Raw genomic sequence first — 14228 nt, forward strand, 5'->3', positions numbered from 1 at the left:
ATGCCCGCAGACGCCATTGGAAGTATTATCGATCCAAGCTTCCTGATCGCGATACTGGTTGCGGTCGCGGTTTTTGCGACCGTGTTCACCCTTTTGCCTGCCTTTGGCGGGGACCCGCTCAAATCGCGCATGAAGAATGTGGCGCTGGAGCGCGAGGAACTGCGCGCCCGCCAGCGCGCCCGTCTCGCGGCTGAAGCTGACCAGCGCCGCCGGGGCCTGCGCGAAAAGCAGTCCGTCGGCATGCGGGCCATCGTCGACAAGCTCGACCTGCGCCGCGCGCTTGCCGACGAGGCCACCATGGCCAAGCTGCGCACGGCCGGTTTCCGCGGGCAGAACCCGCTGACCAAGTTCCTTTTTTTCCGTCTTACGCTGCCTTTTGCAACGCTGGCGCTGGCGGGGATCTACATTTTCGGCATGGGAGCGCTTCCGGAACAGCCCTTCTTCGTGAAACTGTTCGTCTGCCTCATCGCTGCCTATGCCGGCTTCTATGCGCCTGTGCTCTATGTCAGCAATCTGGCGACCAAGCGCAAACAGTCGATCCAGCTTGCATGGCCCGACGCGCTGGACCTGATGCTGATCTGCGTTGAATCGGGCATGTCCATCGAGGCAGCTTTCCGCAGGGTCTCGGACGAGATCGGCGCGCAGTCGGTCGCACTGGCCGAGGAGCTTGTGCTCACCACTGCCGAACTGTCGTTCCTGCAGGAGCGCCGGCAGGCCTATGAGAATTTGGCCGCGCGCACCGGGCTCGAAACCGTGAAGAGCGTCACACAGGCCCTGATCCAGGCCGAGCGCTATGGTACGCCGGTCAGCCATGCGCTCCGGGTTCTGGCGGACGAAAGCCGCGAAATGCGCATGAACGAGGCGGAGAAGAAAGCGGCCGCGCTGCCGCCGAAGCTCACCGTTCCGATGATCCTCTTCTTCATCCCTGTGCTGTTCGCCGTCATTCTCGGACCGGCAGGCATCCAGATTAAACAGCAGGGGCTGTTCTAGGGCACCTGCCTTCAAAGCGCTCAAAAATAAAGGCCGCATCAAGCGGCCTTTTTTCGTGTGCGGTGCGCGGCTGGGTCAGTTGCGTTTTTTCTTCTTGTCGGAAAGCTGACTCCAGGCATTCTGCTGCGAAAGCATGGCGCGCAGATAGGCCACATTGGCCTCTGCCTGATCGGGCGAAAGCTCGTGCCGGGCAAGCTGCTCGGCCTCGCCGAACCGGCCCTGAAGGCCGACCACCAGCGCCAGATTCTGGCGCACGCGGCTGTCTGCGCCGGGGCTCTGCGCCGCCTGACGCATATAATGCTCGGCGGATTTGAGATTGCCTTCCAAGAGATAGGACATGCCCATATTGGAAAGGATGGACGGCTCATTCGGCTGCAGGTTAAGCGCCCGGGTGTAGAGAGCGCGGGCGGCATCCTTCTGGCCGAGCTGATCGAGGATCGCGCCTTCGGCAGACTGGAGGCGCCAGTCCGGATATTCCGGCGTCTGCGCGCGGCGTACGGCGTCGAGCGCCGGCTGTAATTCGCCGGCGGCAGCCAGCGCCTTGCCATAGGCTGCCAGCACCTGGCGATCCTGCGGATGGTCGATGGCGAGCTTGCGCATCACGGCAAGCGACTGATCGGCGCGGCCGGTCATTTGCAAAACCGATGCGTAGCGCAGGGCGGTCGCTTTGTCCTTGGTGTTCTTGGTGTAGGCGCGGCCCAGCGAGTCTGCGGCGCTGCGCAACTGCGGTTCGGTCATGCTGGCCACATTGGTCGCAGCACCTGGCGTGCTTCGGCTGACAGACCCGGTGGTCATCCGGTCCTTGCTGGCGCAGCCGGCGATCGCCGTTGCCATAACGAGCGCCAGGGCCGTCATGGTTATCCTGTTTGCGGTTGCATTCGTGCGCTGTTCGGTAAACATCTGCGCGCGCCCTCCGATTGGCTTCGGCCGCCCTCCGGCCAACTCTCATCAGAGAGCAATATTCTGTTAACCCTAACGGAGCGTTAAAACGCTTCATGAAACGTAAACGTGGAGACAAGAAATGCCCGTCACGCTCCTGAGTTCGAAAGAGGCTTCATCGCTGCCGGTCTACGCGGTTGAGACGGATGGCCTCGACAGGTCCGGCGCGCCCGAAGCGGCAATCGCCTGGGCCAGATCGAACGGTTTCACGGGCGCTGCGGGCAAGGTTCTGTCGATCCCGGGGGAGAATGGCGCGCTGGCCGGCGCGTTCTTCGGCCTTGGCAAGCTTGACGCCGCAAACCCGCTTGCTGCCGGTGCGCTGGCGCGTCATCTGCCGGAAGGCGACTGGCATTTCGCGGGCAAGCCGGCCGAGCCCGAGCTCGCGGCACTCGGCCTGATGCTCGGCTCCTACACCTTCACGCGCTATGGCAAGAAGCCGCGCAACGCGCTTCGTTTCGCGCTGCCGGAAGGCGTGGACGCCGAGCGCGTCCAGCGTCTTGCCGACGGCAGCTTCCTCGCGCGCGATCTGATCAACACGCCGGCAGGCGACATGGACCCCGACGCGCTGGAAGCGGCAATGCGCACGCTGGCCGACCAGCACGGCGCGGCGATGACCGTTATCGCCGGCGACGACCTCCTCAAGAAAAACCTGCCGATGATCCATGCGGTCGGTCGCGCTGCCGAAGCCGCGCCGCGCCTGCTCGACATGTGCTGGGGGCGGGACGATGCGCCGAAGGTCACGCTGGTTGGCAAGGGCGTGTGCTTCGATACGGGTGGTCTCGACCTCAAGCCCGCCGCCGGCATGCTGCTCATGAAGAAGGACATGGGCGGCGCGGCCAATGTTCTGGGGCTCGCCTCGATGATCATGGCGTCGAGACTCGACATCCGCCTGCGCGTGCTCATCCCGGCGGTGGAAAACGCCGTGGCGGGCAATGCCTTTCGCCCGGGTGATGTGCTGACGAGCCGCAAGAGCCTCACCATCGAGGTCGGCAACACCGATGCCGAGGGCCGGCTGGTGCTGGCCGATGCGCTGACGCTGGCCGATGAGGAAGAGCCGGAACTCCTGATCGACATGGCAACGCTGACGGGCGCCGCGCGTGTGGCGCTCGGGCCGGATGTGCCGCCGTTCTACACCGATGACGAGGCGCTGGCGGATGCGCTGGCCGAAGCCTCCGAAGCGGTGTCTGATCCGCTCTGGCGCATGCCGCTGTGGAAGCCATACATGCCGCGTCTCGATTCCAAAATCGCGGACATGAACAATGTCTCGCTCGACGGTTTCGCGGGCTCGCCCATTGCCGGCCTGTTCCTGGGGCGCTTCGTGGAGAAGGCGAAGAGCTGGGCGCATTTCGACATTTATGGCTGGAACCCGTCCGACAAGCCCTATTCGGCCATCGGCGGCGAGGCGCAGGGCATTCGCGCCATCGAACGCGTTCTGGCGGGTCGTTACGGCAAGTAGATCAGGTTCAGCGGCGCGAGCGCAGGGAGCGCTTGCCTCGGCGCGCCTTTCGCGGCATGAATGAAACGGAACCGAAACGGTTTTGTTTCATCGCGAAAGCGCGCCGGCCCGGTGGCCGGCCCGGAAGCCGTCATGAAGGCAGGTCCTGATATGTCCGTCCAGCTGAGGCCAAGCCAGGCGCTGCGTCTGTGGCAGCAGGTCAGCCTCACCGAGGTGCAGGGCAAGGAGCCTGACCTCACCGAGCGCCAGCTTGCGATCCTGCTGACGATCTATCTGGACCCACCGCCGCACACCGTGCGGGGGCTGGCCGAAAAACTGGATGTCTCGAAACCGGTCATTACCCGCGCCCTCGATACGATGGGCGCACTGAAACTCGTTTCACGCCACCGCGACCCGAGCGACCGCCGCAATGTCCTGATCAAGCGCACCGTCGAAGGCGCGCTTTTCGTGGAGCGGTTCGGCGATGTGATGGTGGCCAAAGCTGCGGAGCTACCCCTATGACGACACTCGACCGCCGCCTTCACGCCCACCGGGCGGACCTTGCCGATGCCCGCCTTGAGGGCACGGTGGAAGCGGAGCGTTTCACCGCCGGCACGCCTGCGCGTGTCAGCGCGCCTGTCATCGACGTGCACAGCGCGCCGCGCGCCGACGCCGGCATCGACACCCAGTTCCTCTACGGAGACACGGTGCGTGTTTTCGAGCAGCGCGAAGGCTGGGCGTGGGTGCAGGCCGACCATGACGGCTATGTGGGTTATGTGGACGCCACGTCGCTTGCCACGGATGTGGCAGCGCCCACGCACCGCGTGACCGCGCAGCGCAGTTTCGTCTATCCCGAGCCGGAACTGAAAAAACCGGCTGTCGCCGCCCATAGCCTTGGCGCGGGAGTGAAAGTTGCCGGGATGGTCGAGAACCGCGGCACGCGCTATGCGGTCCTGTCCACGGGCGGGGCGATGTTCGCGGGCCATCTGCGGGCGATCGACGATCATCAGGATGATTACGTCTCGGTCGCGGAGAGCTTCCTGCACACGCCCTATCTCTGGGGTGGCACGAGCGGCTTCGGCATCGATTGTTCAGGGCTGGTGCAGACATCCATGCGCATGACCGGGCAGACGGTGCTGCGCGATACCGACATGCAGGCCGAGAGCATCGGCGTTCTGATCGAGCCCGGCGAGAATGGCCTTCGGCGCGGCGATCTTGTGTTCTGGAAAGGGCATGTGGCGATCATGCTGGATCACGAGATGATGCTGCACGCCAATGGCAACACCATGACCGTCGCGCGCGAACCGCTGAAAGACGCCATCGAGCGGATCGAGCGGCTGTATGGCCGGCCGACGCATTACCGCCGGCCGGGCGTCTCAGAGGACTAGCAATTCCAGGAAAAGCAGAAGCGCTCCGGCCGGATGACGGCTTCCTTCTCCCCGCGAGCGGGGAGAAGGTCCCGGCAGGGGGGATGAGGGGCTGACGCGGCGCATGAAAATCTCGCCGTATTGTGTGGTTCGCCGAACCTGGCGCTCGCCCCTCATCCTCACCTTCTCCCCGCTTGCGGGGAGAAGGGGGCCTCGAAGTCGGCGCCCGGATTTACGCAAAAGAATGAACTGGCGCGTTTTCGCGATTCAACGAAAAGCGGAAGCGCTTTGGCCGGATGACGGCTTCCTTCTCCCCGCAAGCGGGGAGAAGGTCCCGGCAGGGGGATGAGGGGCTGACACCGCGCATGAAAATCCCGTCATATTGTGTGGTTCGCAGAACCTGGCGCTCGCCCCTCATCCTCACCTTCTCCCCGCTTGCGGGGAGAAGGGGGCCTTGAAGTCGGCATCCGGATTTACGCAAAAGAACGAATTGGCGCGTTTTCGCGCTTCAACGAAACGCAGAAGCGCTCTGGCCGGATGACGGCTTCCGTCTCCCCGCAAGCGGGGAGAAGGTCCCGGCAGGGGGATGAGGGGCTGACACCGCGCACGAAAATCTCGCCATATTGTGTGGTTCGCCGAACCTGGCGCTCGCCCCTCATCCTCACCTTCTCCCCGCTTGCGGGGAGAAGGGGGCTTTGAAGTCGGCACCCGGATTTACGCAAAAGAACGAATTGAAGCGTTTTCGCGATTCACGAAAAGCGGAAGCGCCTCAGTAACCCGCCTTGCGGTCGACGAGGTTTTCAAGCGGCTCGCCGCGTTCGAACGCATTCATCTGACGCAGCATTGGCGGTGCCAGATGGGCCGGGTCGGATGTGGCCGCAGCATGCGGTGTCACAAAGACGCGCGGATGCTCCCAGAGACGGCTTTCGGATGCGAGGGGCTCGCTCTCGAACACGTCGAGGCTTGCTTCCTTCAGCACACCGTCTTCCAGCGCGCGCAGAATGTCGGCTTCACGCTGGAGTTTGCCGCGACCTGCGTTGATAAGGCAGGGGCCGCCGAGCGGCCCATCCTGGCGCAGGCGTGACAGCAGGCCGTAATTCACGATGCCGTCGGTCGCAGGCGTGAGCGGCAGAAGCACGACCAGAATGTCGGTGGCGTTCAGGAAAGGCGTGAGGCCATCCTCGCCGTGATAGGAGGCGATGCCGTCGATCTCCTTGGGCGTGCGGCTCCAGCCATTCACCGAGAAGCCGAGCGCCAGAAGCGCCCCGGCGGCGCGGGCACCGAGCTGGCCCAGCCCCATAATGCCCACCGAAACCTCGTTGGCGGGCGGCTGGCGCGGCTCGTGCCAGACCTTCTTCGTCTGCTGCGTGCGGTAGAGCGCGCCCTGGCGGTGATGATCGAGCACCCGCCAGTTCACATATTCGCACATATACTGGGTGAGGTTTTCCGCCACCACGCGAACGATCGGCACATCCGGCACCTGATCGTCATTGAAAATGTGGTCCACGCCTGCGCCGATGGAGAAGATCACCTTCAGGTTCGGCAGTTTGGCGAGCACGCCGGGCTGCTGTTTCCAGACCACCGCATAGTCGATGGACGGATCCTCCGCGCCGTCGGGTTCGAGAACGACGTCCCGCTCCTGCGAAAGAAGATCGTACCAGCGTTGCGGATTGAAGCCGGTAACAGACAGTAAGACGCGACCGCGCTGCGGTGTGCTCATGGCGTGCCCCTTGGATTTATTCGCTGACCACGCCGCCGGGCGTGGCTTCGATGTTGAACGCGGCTGCGATCAGCGCGCGTGTGTAGTCGGTCTGCGGGGCATCGAAAATCTGCTCCGCCGGACCGGCCTCCACCACCTTGCCGGCGCGCATGACGATCACCTCATTGGCGAGCGCGCGCACCACTTTCAGGTCGTGACTGATAAAGAGATAGGCCAGATTGTGCCGCTTCTGCAAATCGCGCAGGAGATCGACCACCTGCGCCTGAACGCTCATGTCGAGCGCGGAGGTGGGCTCGTCCAGCATCACGAAGCGCGGCTTCAGAACCATGGCGCGGGCGATGGCGATGCGCTGGCGCTGGCCGCCGGAGAATTCATGCGGATAACGGAAGCGGGATTCGGGATCGAGGTCCACTTCCTTCAAGACGTCGACGACCATCGCGTCGCGCTCTTCCGCCGAAAGGCCGGGCTGGTGGATGCGCAGGCCTTCCTGAATGATTTCAGCGACAGACATGCGCGGGCTGAGCGAGCCATACGGGTCCTGGAAAACCACCTGCAGCGCATGCCGGTGCGGGCGCATCTGGCGGAAGCTCAGCCTGTCGATTTCCTGTCCGTCGAAGCGGATTTCGCCCTTCGAGGCGATCATGCGGGCAAGCGCAAGACCGAGCGTCGTCTTGCCGGAACCGGACTCGCCCACCACGCCAAGCGTCTGGCCGGCGCGCACCGTGACGTCGACCCCGTCGACGCCCTTGATGTAATCGACCGTGCGGCGCATGAGCCCCTTTTTCACGGGGAACCAGACCTTGATGTCGTCGCCCTGCATCACCGTTTCCGCATTCGGATCGGCCTTTGGCGGGCGGCCCTTGGGCTCGGCGGCGATGAGATGGCGCGTGTATTCGTGCTGCGGGTTGGTGAAGATCTGCTCCGTCGGCCCGCTTTCCACGATCTTGCCGTCGGTCATCACGCAGACGCGGTCGGCGACCTTTCGCACGATGCCGAGATCATGGGTGATGAACAGCATCGACATGGACTTCTTGCGCCGCAGGTCGGCCAGAAGCTCGAGGATCTGCGCCTGCACCGTCACGTCGAGCGCGGTGGTCGGTTCGTCGGCGATCAGGAGGTCGGGCTCGTTGGCGAGCGCCATGGCGATCATCACGCGCTGGCGCTGGCCTCCGGAGAGCTGATGCGGGAAGGAATCGAGCCGCTTTTCAGGATCGCGGATGCCGACCTGGGTGAGAAGCTCCAGCGTGCGGTCGCGCGCGGCCTTGTCGCCCATGCCGCGATGGAGCTTCAGCGTCTCGCCGATCTGCCGCTCGATCGTGTGCAGCGGGTTGAGCGAGGTCATTGGCTCCTGAAAGATCATGGAGATCTCGTTGCCGCGCACCTTGCGCTGCGTCGCCTCGTCGGCGGCCAGAATGTCGACGCCATTGTAGAAAATCTGGCCGGAAGGGTGGCTGGCAGCCGGGTAGGGCAGAAGCCGCAGCACGGACAGCGCCGAGACCGATTTGCCCGAGCCGGATTCGCCCACCAGGGCGACGGTTTCGCCGCGTCCGATTTCGAACGAGATATGGTCGACGGCCAGCGTCTCCTGCGCACCTTGCGTGAAGGAAACGGAGAGATCGCGGATCGAAAGAAGAGGCTGCTCGCTCATTTGAACGTCTTCCGCGGGTCGAAGGCGTCGCGCACCGCTTCGCCGATGAAGATCAGCAGCGACAGCATGATGGAGAGGCTCAGGAAGCCGGCAATGCCGAGCCACGGGGCGTTCAGATTGCGCTGGCCCTGACGCAGCAGCTCACCCAGCGAGGGGGAGCCCGGCGGCAGACCGAAGCCGAGGAAGTCGAGCGAAGTCAAGGTTGTGATCGAACCGTTCAGGATGAAGGGCAGGAAGGTGAGCGTGGCGACCATGGCGTTCGGCAGAAGATGCCGGAAGATGATCGTGCGGTTGGAAACGCCGAGCGCGCGGGCCGCGCTGACATATTCGAAATTGCGCGCGCGCAGGAACTCGGCGCGCACCACGCCGACGAAGGCCACCCAGGAAAACAGAAGCATGATGCCGAGCAGGATGAAGAATCCCGGCGGCAGCACGGCGGCGATGATCAGGATCAGGTAGAGAACCGGAATGGACGACCAGATCTCGATGAAGCGCTGGAACAGAAGGTCCGTCCAGCCGCCGAAATAACCCTGGATCGCACCGGCGCTGACGCCGATGAGCGCCGAGGCGGCGGTCAGGATGAGACCGAACAGAACCGAGATGCGGAAACCGTAGATCACCCGCGCAAGCACGTCGCGCGCCTGATCGTCGGTGCCGAGCCAGTTCCAGTTTCCGGGTGTGCAGGCGGGGTCATCCACGCCCAGCGGATACCGCTCGCAGCGCACTTCCTTCGTGTACATCCAGGAGGGTTTGGCCGGAGCCGCCTCGGGAATCTCGTTGTTCACCGTGCGATAGGAGTAGCGGATCGGCGGCCAGACCATCCAGCCATTCGCATCGATCTCCTCGGAGATGATCGGATCGCGATAGTCCGTCACGGCGAGGAAACCGCCGAACTTCTCCTCGGGATAATCGACCAGAACCGGGTAGAGCACCTCGCCCTTGTAATAGGCGAGGATCGGCTTGTCGTTGGCGAGAAATTCCGCAAACAGCGACAGCACGAAGAGGATCAGGAAGATCCACAGCGACCAGTAGCCACGCCGGTTGGCGCAGAAATTCTGCCAGCGGCGCTTGTTGATCGGCGAAAGCCATGGCCGCGACTGCGGGCGGCGCGCCGTCGCCACCTCGCTTTGCACCTGCACGTCCGACATCACACATCCCTCCGCTCGAAGTCGATGCGTGGATCGATCAGCGTGTAGGTCACGTCGGAAATCAGGCTGATGAGAAGGCCCATGAGCGAGAAGATGTAGAGGTTGGCGAACACCACGGGGTAATCGCGGTCAATGACCGACCGGAAACCGAGCAGGCCAAGCCCGTCCAGCGAGAAGATGCTCTCGATCAGAAGCGAGCCGGTGAAGAAGGCCGAGATGAAGGCGCCCGGAAAACCGGCGATGATGATCAGCATGGCGTTGCGGAACACATGCCCGTAAAGCACCTGCCGTTCCGAAAGCCCCTTGGAGCGCGCGGTGGTCACGTATTGCTTCCGGATTTCGTCAAGGAACGAGTTCTTGGTCAGAAGCGTCGTCGTGGCGAAGGCAGACAGCACCATGGCCGTGAGCGGCAGGGCAAGGTGCCAGAAATAGTCGAGAATGCGCGCCGGCCAGGAAAGGCTTTCCCAATTGTCGGAGGTCAGGCCGCGCAGCGGGAACCAGTCGAAGAAGGAGCCACCGGCAAACAGCACCATCAGCAGGATGGCGAACAGAAAGCCGGGAATGGCGTAGGCGACAATCACCACGCCGCTGGTCCACACGTCGAAGGGCGAGCCGTCCTTCACCGCCTTGCGGATGCCGAGCGGAATGGAAATGCCGTAGGAGATCAGCGTGATCCAGAGCCCCAGCGAGATGGAGACGGGCATCTTTTCAAGGATAAGGTCGATCACGGAGATGTCGCGGAAATAGCTCTCGCCGAAGTCGAAGCGGGCATAGTTCCAGATCATCAGGCCAAAGCGCTCGAGCGGCGGCTTGTCGAAGCCGAACTGCTTTTCGAGCGAGGCGATGAATTCCGGGTCGAGGCCCTGTGCGCCGCGATATTTCGAGGTCGCGCCGCTGCTTTCGACCGAACTGCCGTCAAAGCCCTGATTGCCGAAATCGCCGCCACCGCCGGAGATGCGCGCATCGGCGCCCCCGGCCTGACCGGTGATCTGCGCGATGACCTGTTCCACCGGGCCGCCGGGCGCGAACTGCACGACAATGAAGGAGATGGCCATGATGCCGAGCAGGGTCGGGATCATCAGCAACAGGCGACGGAGAATATACGCGCCCATCAGTCTGCTGCTTTCTTCGTGTTCAGGAGTGCTGGGAGTTTTGCCACGCCGTCCTTACGCCTTGCCAATCGCTTTCGCCTTTTCTTCATCGAACCACCACAGAGCCTCCGCAGGGAAGAAGTAGTCCGGCTTGTTGTCGCTGTAGCCGAACATGTCCCAGTGGGCCACACGGTGATTCGTCAGGTGCCAATTTGGAATCCAGTCGCGCCGCGCGCGCAAGACCCTGTCCAGCACCTTTAGCGTTACGTTCAGGTCGTCACGGTTCTCGGCCTTGCCGGCGATCTCGATCAGTTCGTCGACCACCGGGTCGGTGATGCCCGCAAAGTTGTAGGAGCCTTCCAGAGCCGCCGTTCGCGAATGGAAAAGCTGTTCCAGCCCTTCCTCGTCGGGGGTGGCGTCCATGCCGATCGCCGCGGAGATCATGTCGAAATCGAAGGCGCTCTGCCGGCTTTGATATTGCGATGCGTCGACAAGCCGCGTCGAAGCGTCAATGCCGATGGCGCGCAGATTCTCGCCGAAGCTCGCATCCTGCCGCAGAAAGATCTCGTCCCGCACCAGATATTCAAGCGTGAGACGGGTGCCTCTTTCGTTGTGGAGAACGCCATCGCGCGGCGTCCAGCCGGCCTCTGTCAAAAGCTGCCGGGCGCGCCGCAGATTGTTGCGGTCGCGGCCCGATCCGTCCGAAACGGGCTGCATCACCGCTTCGCCAAAGGCCGCCTCCGGCGCTTCGCCACGGAAGCGGGCAAGAAGCGCCTCTTCTTCCGGTGAAGGTGCGCCCTCGGCCATGAAGGGCGCTCGCTCGAAGAAGGAATGCGAACGCGTATAGGCGTCGTAGAAGAGGTTGCGGTTGGTCCATTCGAAGTCGAAACACAGGCTGATGGCCTCGCGCACCCGCACATCGCGAAACTGCTCACGCCGCTGGTTCAGCACCAGGCCATAAAGCTGCCCGCGCTTCTCGCCGGGAATCTCCGTCTTCAGAACGCGCCCTTCGCGCATGGCCGGAAAATCATAGCCCGTCGCCCAGATGCGGGAGGTGAATTCCTGTCGCCAGTTGACGTCGCCCTTCTTGAAGGCTTCGAAACCGGCATTGCGGTCGCGATAGAAATCGATGCGGACCGTGTCGAAATGGTTGAAACCCTTGAGCGGCCCCAGATCACGCGCCCAGTAGTCCTCCACCCGCTTGTATTCAACAAAACGCCCGGCGGAGAAATTCCCCACCCTGTAGGGCCCCGAGCCGAGCAGCGGCACGATGCGGGAACTGTCGAAGCCATTCTCCTCGACAAAGGCCTTTGAGAAAATGGGGAAGGTGGCGACGGTCAGGATGTTGCGGCGCGACTGCTGGCCGGAAAACCGCAGGTGCACGCTGTGTGGCCCGTCCGCCCGCGCTTCGGTCAACTCGGCGAGCGGCAGCAGAAGCTGGGGGTGCCCCTTCTCCTTGAGCAGCGTGTAGGTGAACGCGACGTCCTCGGCGGTGATCGGCGAACCGTCATGAAACCGCGCTTCCGGCCGCAGCGCGAAGGTGAAGCCATTCCGGTCTTCGGAAAGCGTCACGCTTTCGGCGAGAAAGCCGTAGATCGCGTCCGGCTCGTCATAGGCGCGCGTCATCAGCGAGGCGAAGCACATCTCCATGCGCGGCGGGGCGTCGCCCGTGCGCACGAAAGCGTTCAGCGTGTTGAAGGTCAAAACGTTCTGATTGTAGTACCAGTAGCCGGGCTGGAAATTGAACGTTCCGCCCTTCGGGGCATCCGGACTGGCGTAGTCGAAATGGCTGAAGCCGGGGGCGTATTTGAGGTCGCCAAAGGCCGACAGGCCATGAAGCGGCTTGCCGGTCTCGACGCTGGCAAATACGTCGTGCGGCAGAAGGGGGGCAGCCACCGCTGCCCCGGCAAGGGCCAGAAAAGTGCGGCGCGATGCGCCGCACTGTCGGGCCGCAGGGCGGCTCAATTCTGGCTCCGATACTTGGCGGCCAGCGCCTCTTCAAGCTTGGGATCGATCCACCAGGATTCCAGATCCACACCGGTATATTCCGGCTGTTTCTCCGGAATGCCGAACTTGTTCCAGTAGGCGATGCGAATATAGGGCGCATGCCACTGCGGCACCCAGTAGTAGTTCCACAGGAGCACGCGGTCGAGCGCGCGGCTGGCCGCAACCAGCTCCTCGCGGTCCTGCGCGTAGATGATTTTCTCGACCAGCGCATCAACGGTCGAATCCTTCACACCCGCCAGATTGCGCGAACCGGGAATGTCGGCGGCCTTGGCGCCCCAGTATTCGCGTTGTTCATTGCCCGGCGAAAGCGAGTTGACGAAAATGCTCGCCACGGCGTCGAAGTCGAAATTGCGGATGCGGTTCACATATTGCGAGGGATCGATGATGCGCAGCGACACGTCGATGCCGATCTTGCGCAACGCGGCCATGTAGGGACCGGTGGTGATCTCGTCGGTGGGGCTGTTGCCGAGGAACTCGATGGTGAACTGCTGGCCGGTGCCATTGTTCGTCATCTTGCCGCCCTTGATGCTCCAGCCAGCCTCGGAGAAGAGTTTGATGGCTTCACGCAGATAGGTGCGCTCGGCCTGCGGATTGTCGTAGACCGGGAGCCTGAATTCCTCGGTGAAGAGTTCTGCCGGCAGCTTGTCCTTGAACTCTTCGAGGATTTCCAGTTCGCGCCCTTCCGGCAGGCCGGTCGCCGCCAGTTCCGAACCTTCGAAATAGCTGTCGGTGCGGGTGTAGCTGTCGAAGAACAGCGTGCGGTTCATGTCTTCGAAGTTGAAGGCGAGCGTCAGCGCCTCGCGAATGCGCCGATCCTGGAATTTCGGACGCCGGGTGTTGAGCACGAAGCCCTGCATCGGTTCCGCACCGCCCGTCGGGAATTCGCGCTTGATGACATCGCCATCCTTGAAGGCCGGGAAATTGTATTCGGTCGCCCACCGCCGGGAGCGGTTTTCTATGCGGATGTCCTGCAGCCCGCCCTTGGTGAAGGCCAGCCAGGCGGCGTTCTCGTCCTGAATATAGGTGTATCGGCGGCGATCCATATTGTAGCGCCCGACATTCACCGGCAGGTCGGCGGCCCAGTAATCTTCCACGCGTTTCCAGACGACTTCCGAGCCCGGTTTGAAGCTCTCGATCTGGTATGGCCCGCTGCCCAGCGGCTTTTCCAGGGTCGGCTGGGTGAAATTGCGCTTCTTGCCGTCGGCGTCCGTGCCTTCCCACCAGTGCTTGGGCAGAACCGGCAGGTCGCCCATGATGTGCGGCAGCTCCTTGTTGCCCTTCTGGTCGAAGCGGAACTCCACCTCGCGCTCGGAAAGGGCCACGGCCTCCACCACGCTGGAGAAATAGCGGGTGTGCTGCGGGCTGTGCTTTTTGAGCATGTTCAGCGTCCAGACCACATCTTCTGCGGTGATCGGCTCGCCGTCATGCCAGCGCGCGCGCGGATCGATGCGGTAGGTTGCGGATGAATTGTCTTCGGGATGCTTGAACGCCTCGGCGATCAGCGGATAGCTGGTGCTCGGCTCGGTCAGCGACTGCTGCATGAGCGTGTCCCAGAGCAGCCCGCCGAAATAGTTCAGTCCGGCAGCCTGCGTGCCGCGCACGATGAACGGGTTGAAACTGTCAAACGTGCCCAGCGCCACGGAATTGAGCGTGCCGCCCTTGGGGGCGTCCGGGTTCACATAGTCGTATCGCTCAAAGTCACCTGTCTGGCCTTCGGGCTCGATCAGGGACGAACTGGTGAGCCATTCGTCTTCGGCGCTTGCGGGTGTGCCGGCGAACAAGAGTGCCACGGCCATGCAGGCCGCCCTTGTTGCTGTTGCACCGATTACCCGCATGGCATTCTCCTCATAATTGTTTTTCGTTCTCAGCCGAAAGGTAGACCA

Annotated in this window: 11 protein-coding genes; 4 read left to right on the plus strand and 7 right to left on the minus strand. The window is 63.0% G+C overall.

Features of this window, described 5'->3' with window-relative positions; all coding sequences use genetic code 11:
• Positions 1-990 (plus strand): type II secretion system F family protein, encoded by a 990-nt coding sequence (locus tag DEJ54_RS06505; RefSeq protein WP_113153849.1) that lies wholly within the window; start codon positions 1-3, stop codon positions 988-990.
• Positions 991-1065: 75 nt separating this feature from the next.
• On the opposite strand, the gene DEJ54_RS06510 is transcribed toward DEJ54_RS06505, so the two are convergent.
• Positions 1066-1890 (minus strand): tetratricopeptide repeat protein, encoded by an 825-nt coding sequence (locus DEJ54_RS06510; protein WP_113153850.1) that lies wholly within the window; start codon positions 1888-1890, stop codon positions 1066-1068.
• Between the two features lie 121 nt (positions 1891-2011).
• Here DEJ54_RS06510 and DEJ54_RS06515 point away from each other — a divergent pair, with 121 nt between their 5' ends.
• The 3 genes from DEJ54_RS06515 to DEJ54_RS06525 all read left to right on the plus strand — a co-directional run bounded on the left by DEJ54_RS06515 (position 2012) and on the right by DEJ54_RS06525 (position 4752).
• On the plus strand, positions 2012-3385 hold the full coding sequence (locus tag DEJ54_RS06515; RefSeq protein WP_113153851.1) for a M17 family metallopeptidase: 1374 nt from the start codon (positions 2012-2014) through the stop codon (positions 3383-3385).
• Positions 3386-3535: 150 nt separating this feature from the next.
• Complete coding sequence (locus tag DEJ54_RS06520) at positions 3536-3886, plus strand: MarR family winged helix-turn-helix transcriptional regulator (protein WP_113156128.1); 351 nt, start codon at positions 3536-3538, stop codon at positions 3884-3886.
• A complete protein-coding gene (locus tag DEJ54_RS06525; RefSeq protein WP_113153852.1) occupies positions 3883-4752 on the plus strand; it encodes an NlpC/P60 family protein in 870 nt (289 codons plus the stop codon). Before DEJ54_RS06520 ends, DEJ54_RS06525 begins: the two co-directional genes overlap by 4 nt.
• 748 nt (positions 4753-5500) lie before the next feature.
• On the opposite strand, the gene DEJ54_RS06530 is transcribed toward DEJ54_RS06525, so the two are convergent.
• The 6 genes from DEJ54_RS06530 to DEJ54_RS06555 are packed head-to-tail and all read right to left on the minus strand — an operon-like array spanning position 5501 to position 14180.
• Complete coding sequence (locus DEJ54_RS06530) at positions 5501-6451, minus strand: glyoxylate/hydroxypyruvate reductase A (protein ID WP_113153853.1); 951 nt, start codon at positions 6449-6451, stop codon at positions 5501-5503.
• Positions 6452-6467: 16 nt separating this feature from the next.
• A complete protein-coding gene (locus DEJ54_RS06535) occupies positions 6468-8099 on the minus strand; it encodes an ABC transporter ATP-binding protein (protein ID WP_113153854.1) in 1632 nt (543 codons plus the stop codon).
• Positions 8096-9247, minus strand: coding sequence for an ABC transporter permease (locus DEJ54_RS06540; protein ID WP_113153855.1), 1152 nt, complete (start codon positions 9245-9247; stop codon positions 8096-8098). Before DEJ54_RS06540 ends, DEJ54_RS06535 begins: the two co-directional genes overlap by 4 nt.
• Positions 9247-10359 carry a microcin C ABC transporter permease YejB gene (locus DEJ54_RS06545; protein WP_113153856.1) on the minus strand — a complete coding sequence of 371 codons (1113 nt, stop codon included), beginning with the start codon at positions 10357-10359 and terminating at the stop codon, positions 9247-9249. The genes DEJ54_RS06540 and DEJ54_RS06545 overlap by 1 nt, the downstream gene beginning before the upstream one ends.
• A gap of 54 nt (positions 10360-10413) precedes the next feature.
• Positions 10414-12303 carry an extracellular solute-binding protein gene (locus DEJ54_RS06550; RefSeq protein WP_113153857.1) on the minus strand — a complete coding sequence of 630 codons (1890 nt, stop codon included), beginning with the start codon at positions 12301-12303 and terminating at the stop codon, positions 10414-10416.
• Positions 12300-14180, minus strand: a complete 1881-nt coding sequence (locus tag DEJ54_RS06555; protein ID WP_113156129.1) for an extracellular solute-binding protein — start codon at positions 14178-14180, stop codon at positions 12300-12302. Before DEJ54_RS06555 ends, DEJ54_RS06550 begins: the two co-directional genes overlap by 4 nt.
• Positions 14181-14228: the final 48 nt, after the last annotated feature.

The organism is Nitratireductor sp. OM-1 (genome assembly GCF_003296175.1).
Taxonomy (GTDB): domain Bacteria; phylum Pseudomonadota; class Alphaproteobacteria; order Rhizobiales; family Rhizobiaceae; genus Nitratireductor; species Nitratireductor aquimarinus.

Bases quoted from the DNA above. Each gene is read 5' to 3' on its own strand.
- DEJ54_RS06510 (WP_113153850.1), bottom strand. From the start codon at position 1,890: ATGTTTACCGAACAGCGCACGAATGCAACCGCAAACAGGATAACCATG.
- DEJ54_RS06545 (WP_113153856.1), bottom strand. From the start codon at position 10,359: ATGGGCGCGTATATTCTCCGTCGCCTGTTGCTGATGATCCCGACCCTG.
- DEJ54_RS06530 (WP_113153853.1), bottom strand. From the start codon at position 6,451: ATGAGCACACCGCAGCGCGGTCGCGTCTTACTGTCTGTTACCGGCTTC.
- DEJ54_RS06540 (WP_113153855.1), bottom strand. From the start codon at position 9,247: ATGTCGGACGTGCAGGTGCAAAGCGAGGTGGCGACGGCGCGCCGCCCG.
- DEJ54_RS06525 (WP_113153852.1), top strand. From the start codon at position 3,883: ATGACGACACTCGACCGCCGCCTTCACGCCCACCGGGCGGACCTTGCC.
- DEJ54_RS06535 (WP_113153854.1), bottom strand. From the start codon at position 8,099: ATGAGCGAGCAGCCTCTTCTTTCGATCCGCGATCTCTCCGTTTCCTTC.
- DEJ54_RS06555 (WP_113156129.1), bottom strand. From the start codon at position 14,180: ATGCGGGTAATCGGTGCAACAGCAACAAGGGCGGCCTGCATGGCCGTG.
- DEJ54_RS06505 (WP_113153849.1), top strand. From the start codon at position 1: ATGCCCGCAGACGCCATTGGAAGTATTATCGATCCAAGCTTCCTGATC.
- DEJ54_RS06515 (WP_113153851.1), top strand. From the start codon at position 2,012: ATGCCCGTCACGCTCCTGAGTTCGAAAGAGGCTTCATCGCTGCCGGTC.
- DEJ54_RS06520 (WP_113156128.1), top strand. From the start codon at position 3,536: ATGTCCGTCCAGCTGAGGCCAAGCCAGGCGCTGCGTCTGTGGCAGCAG.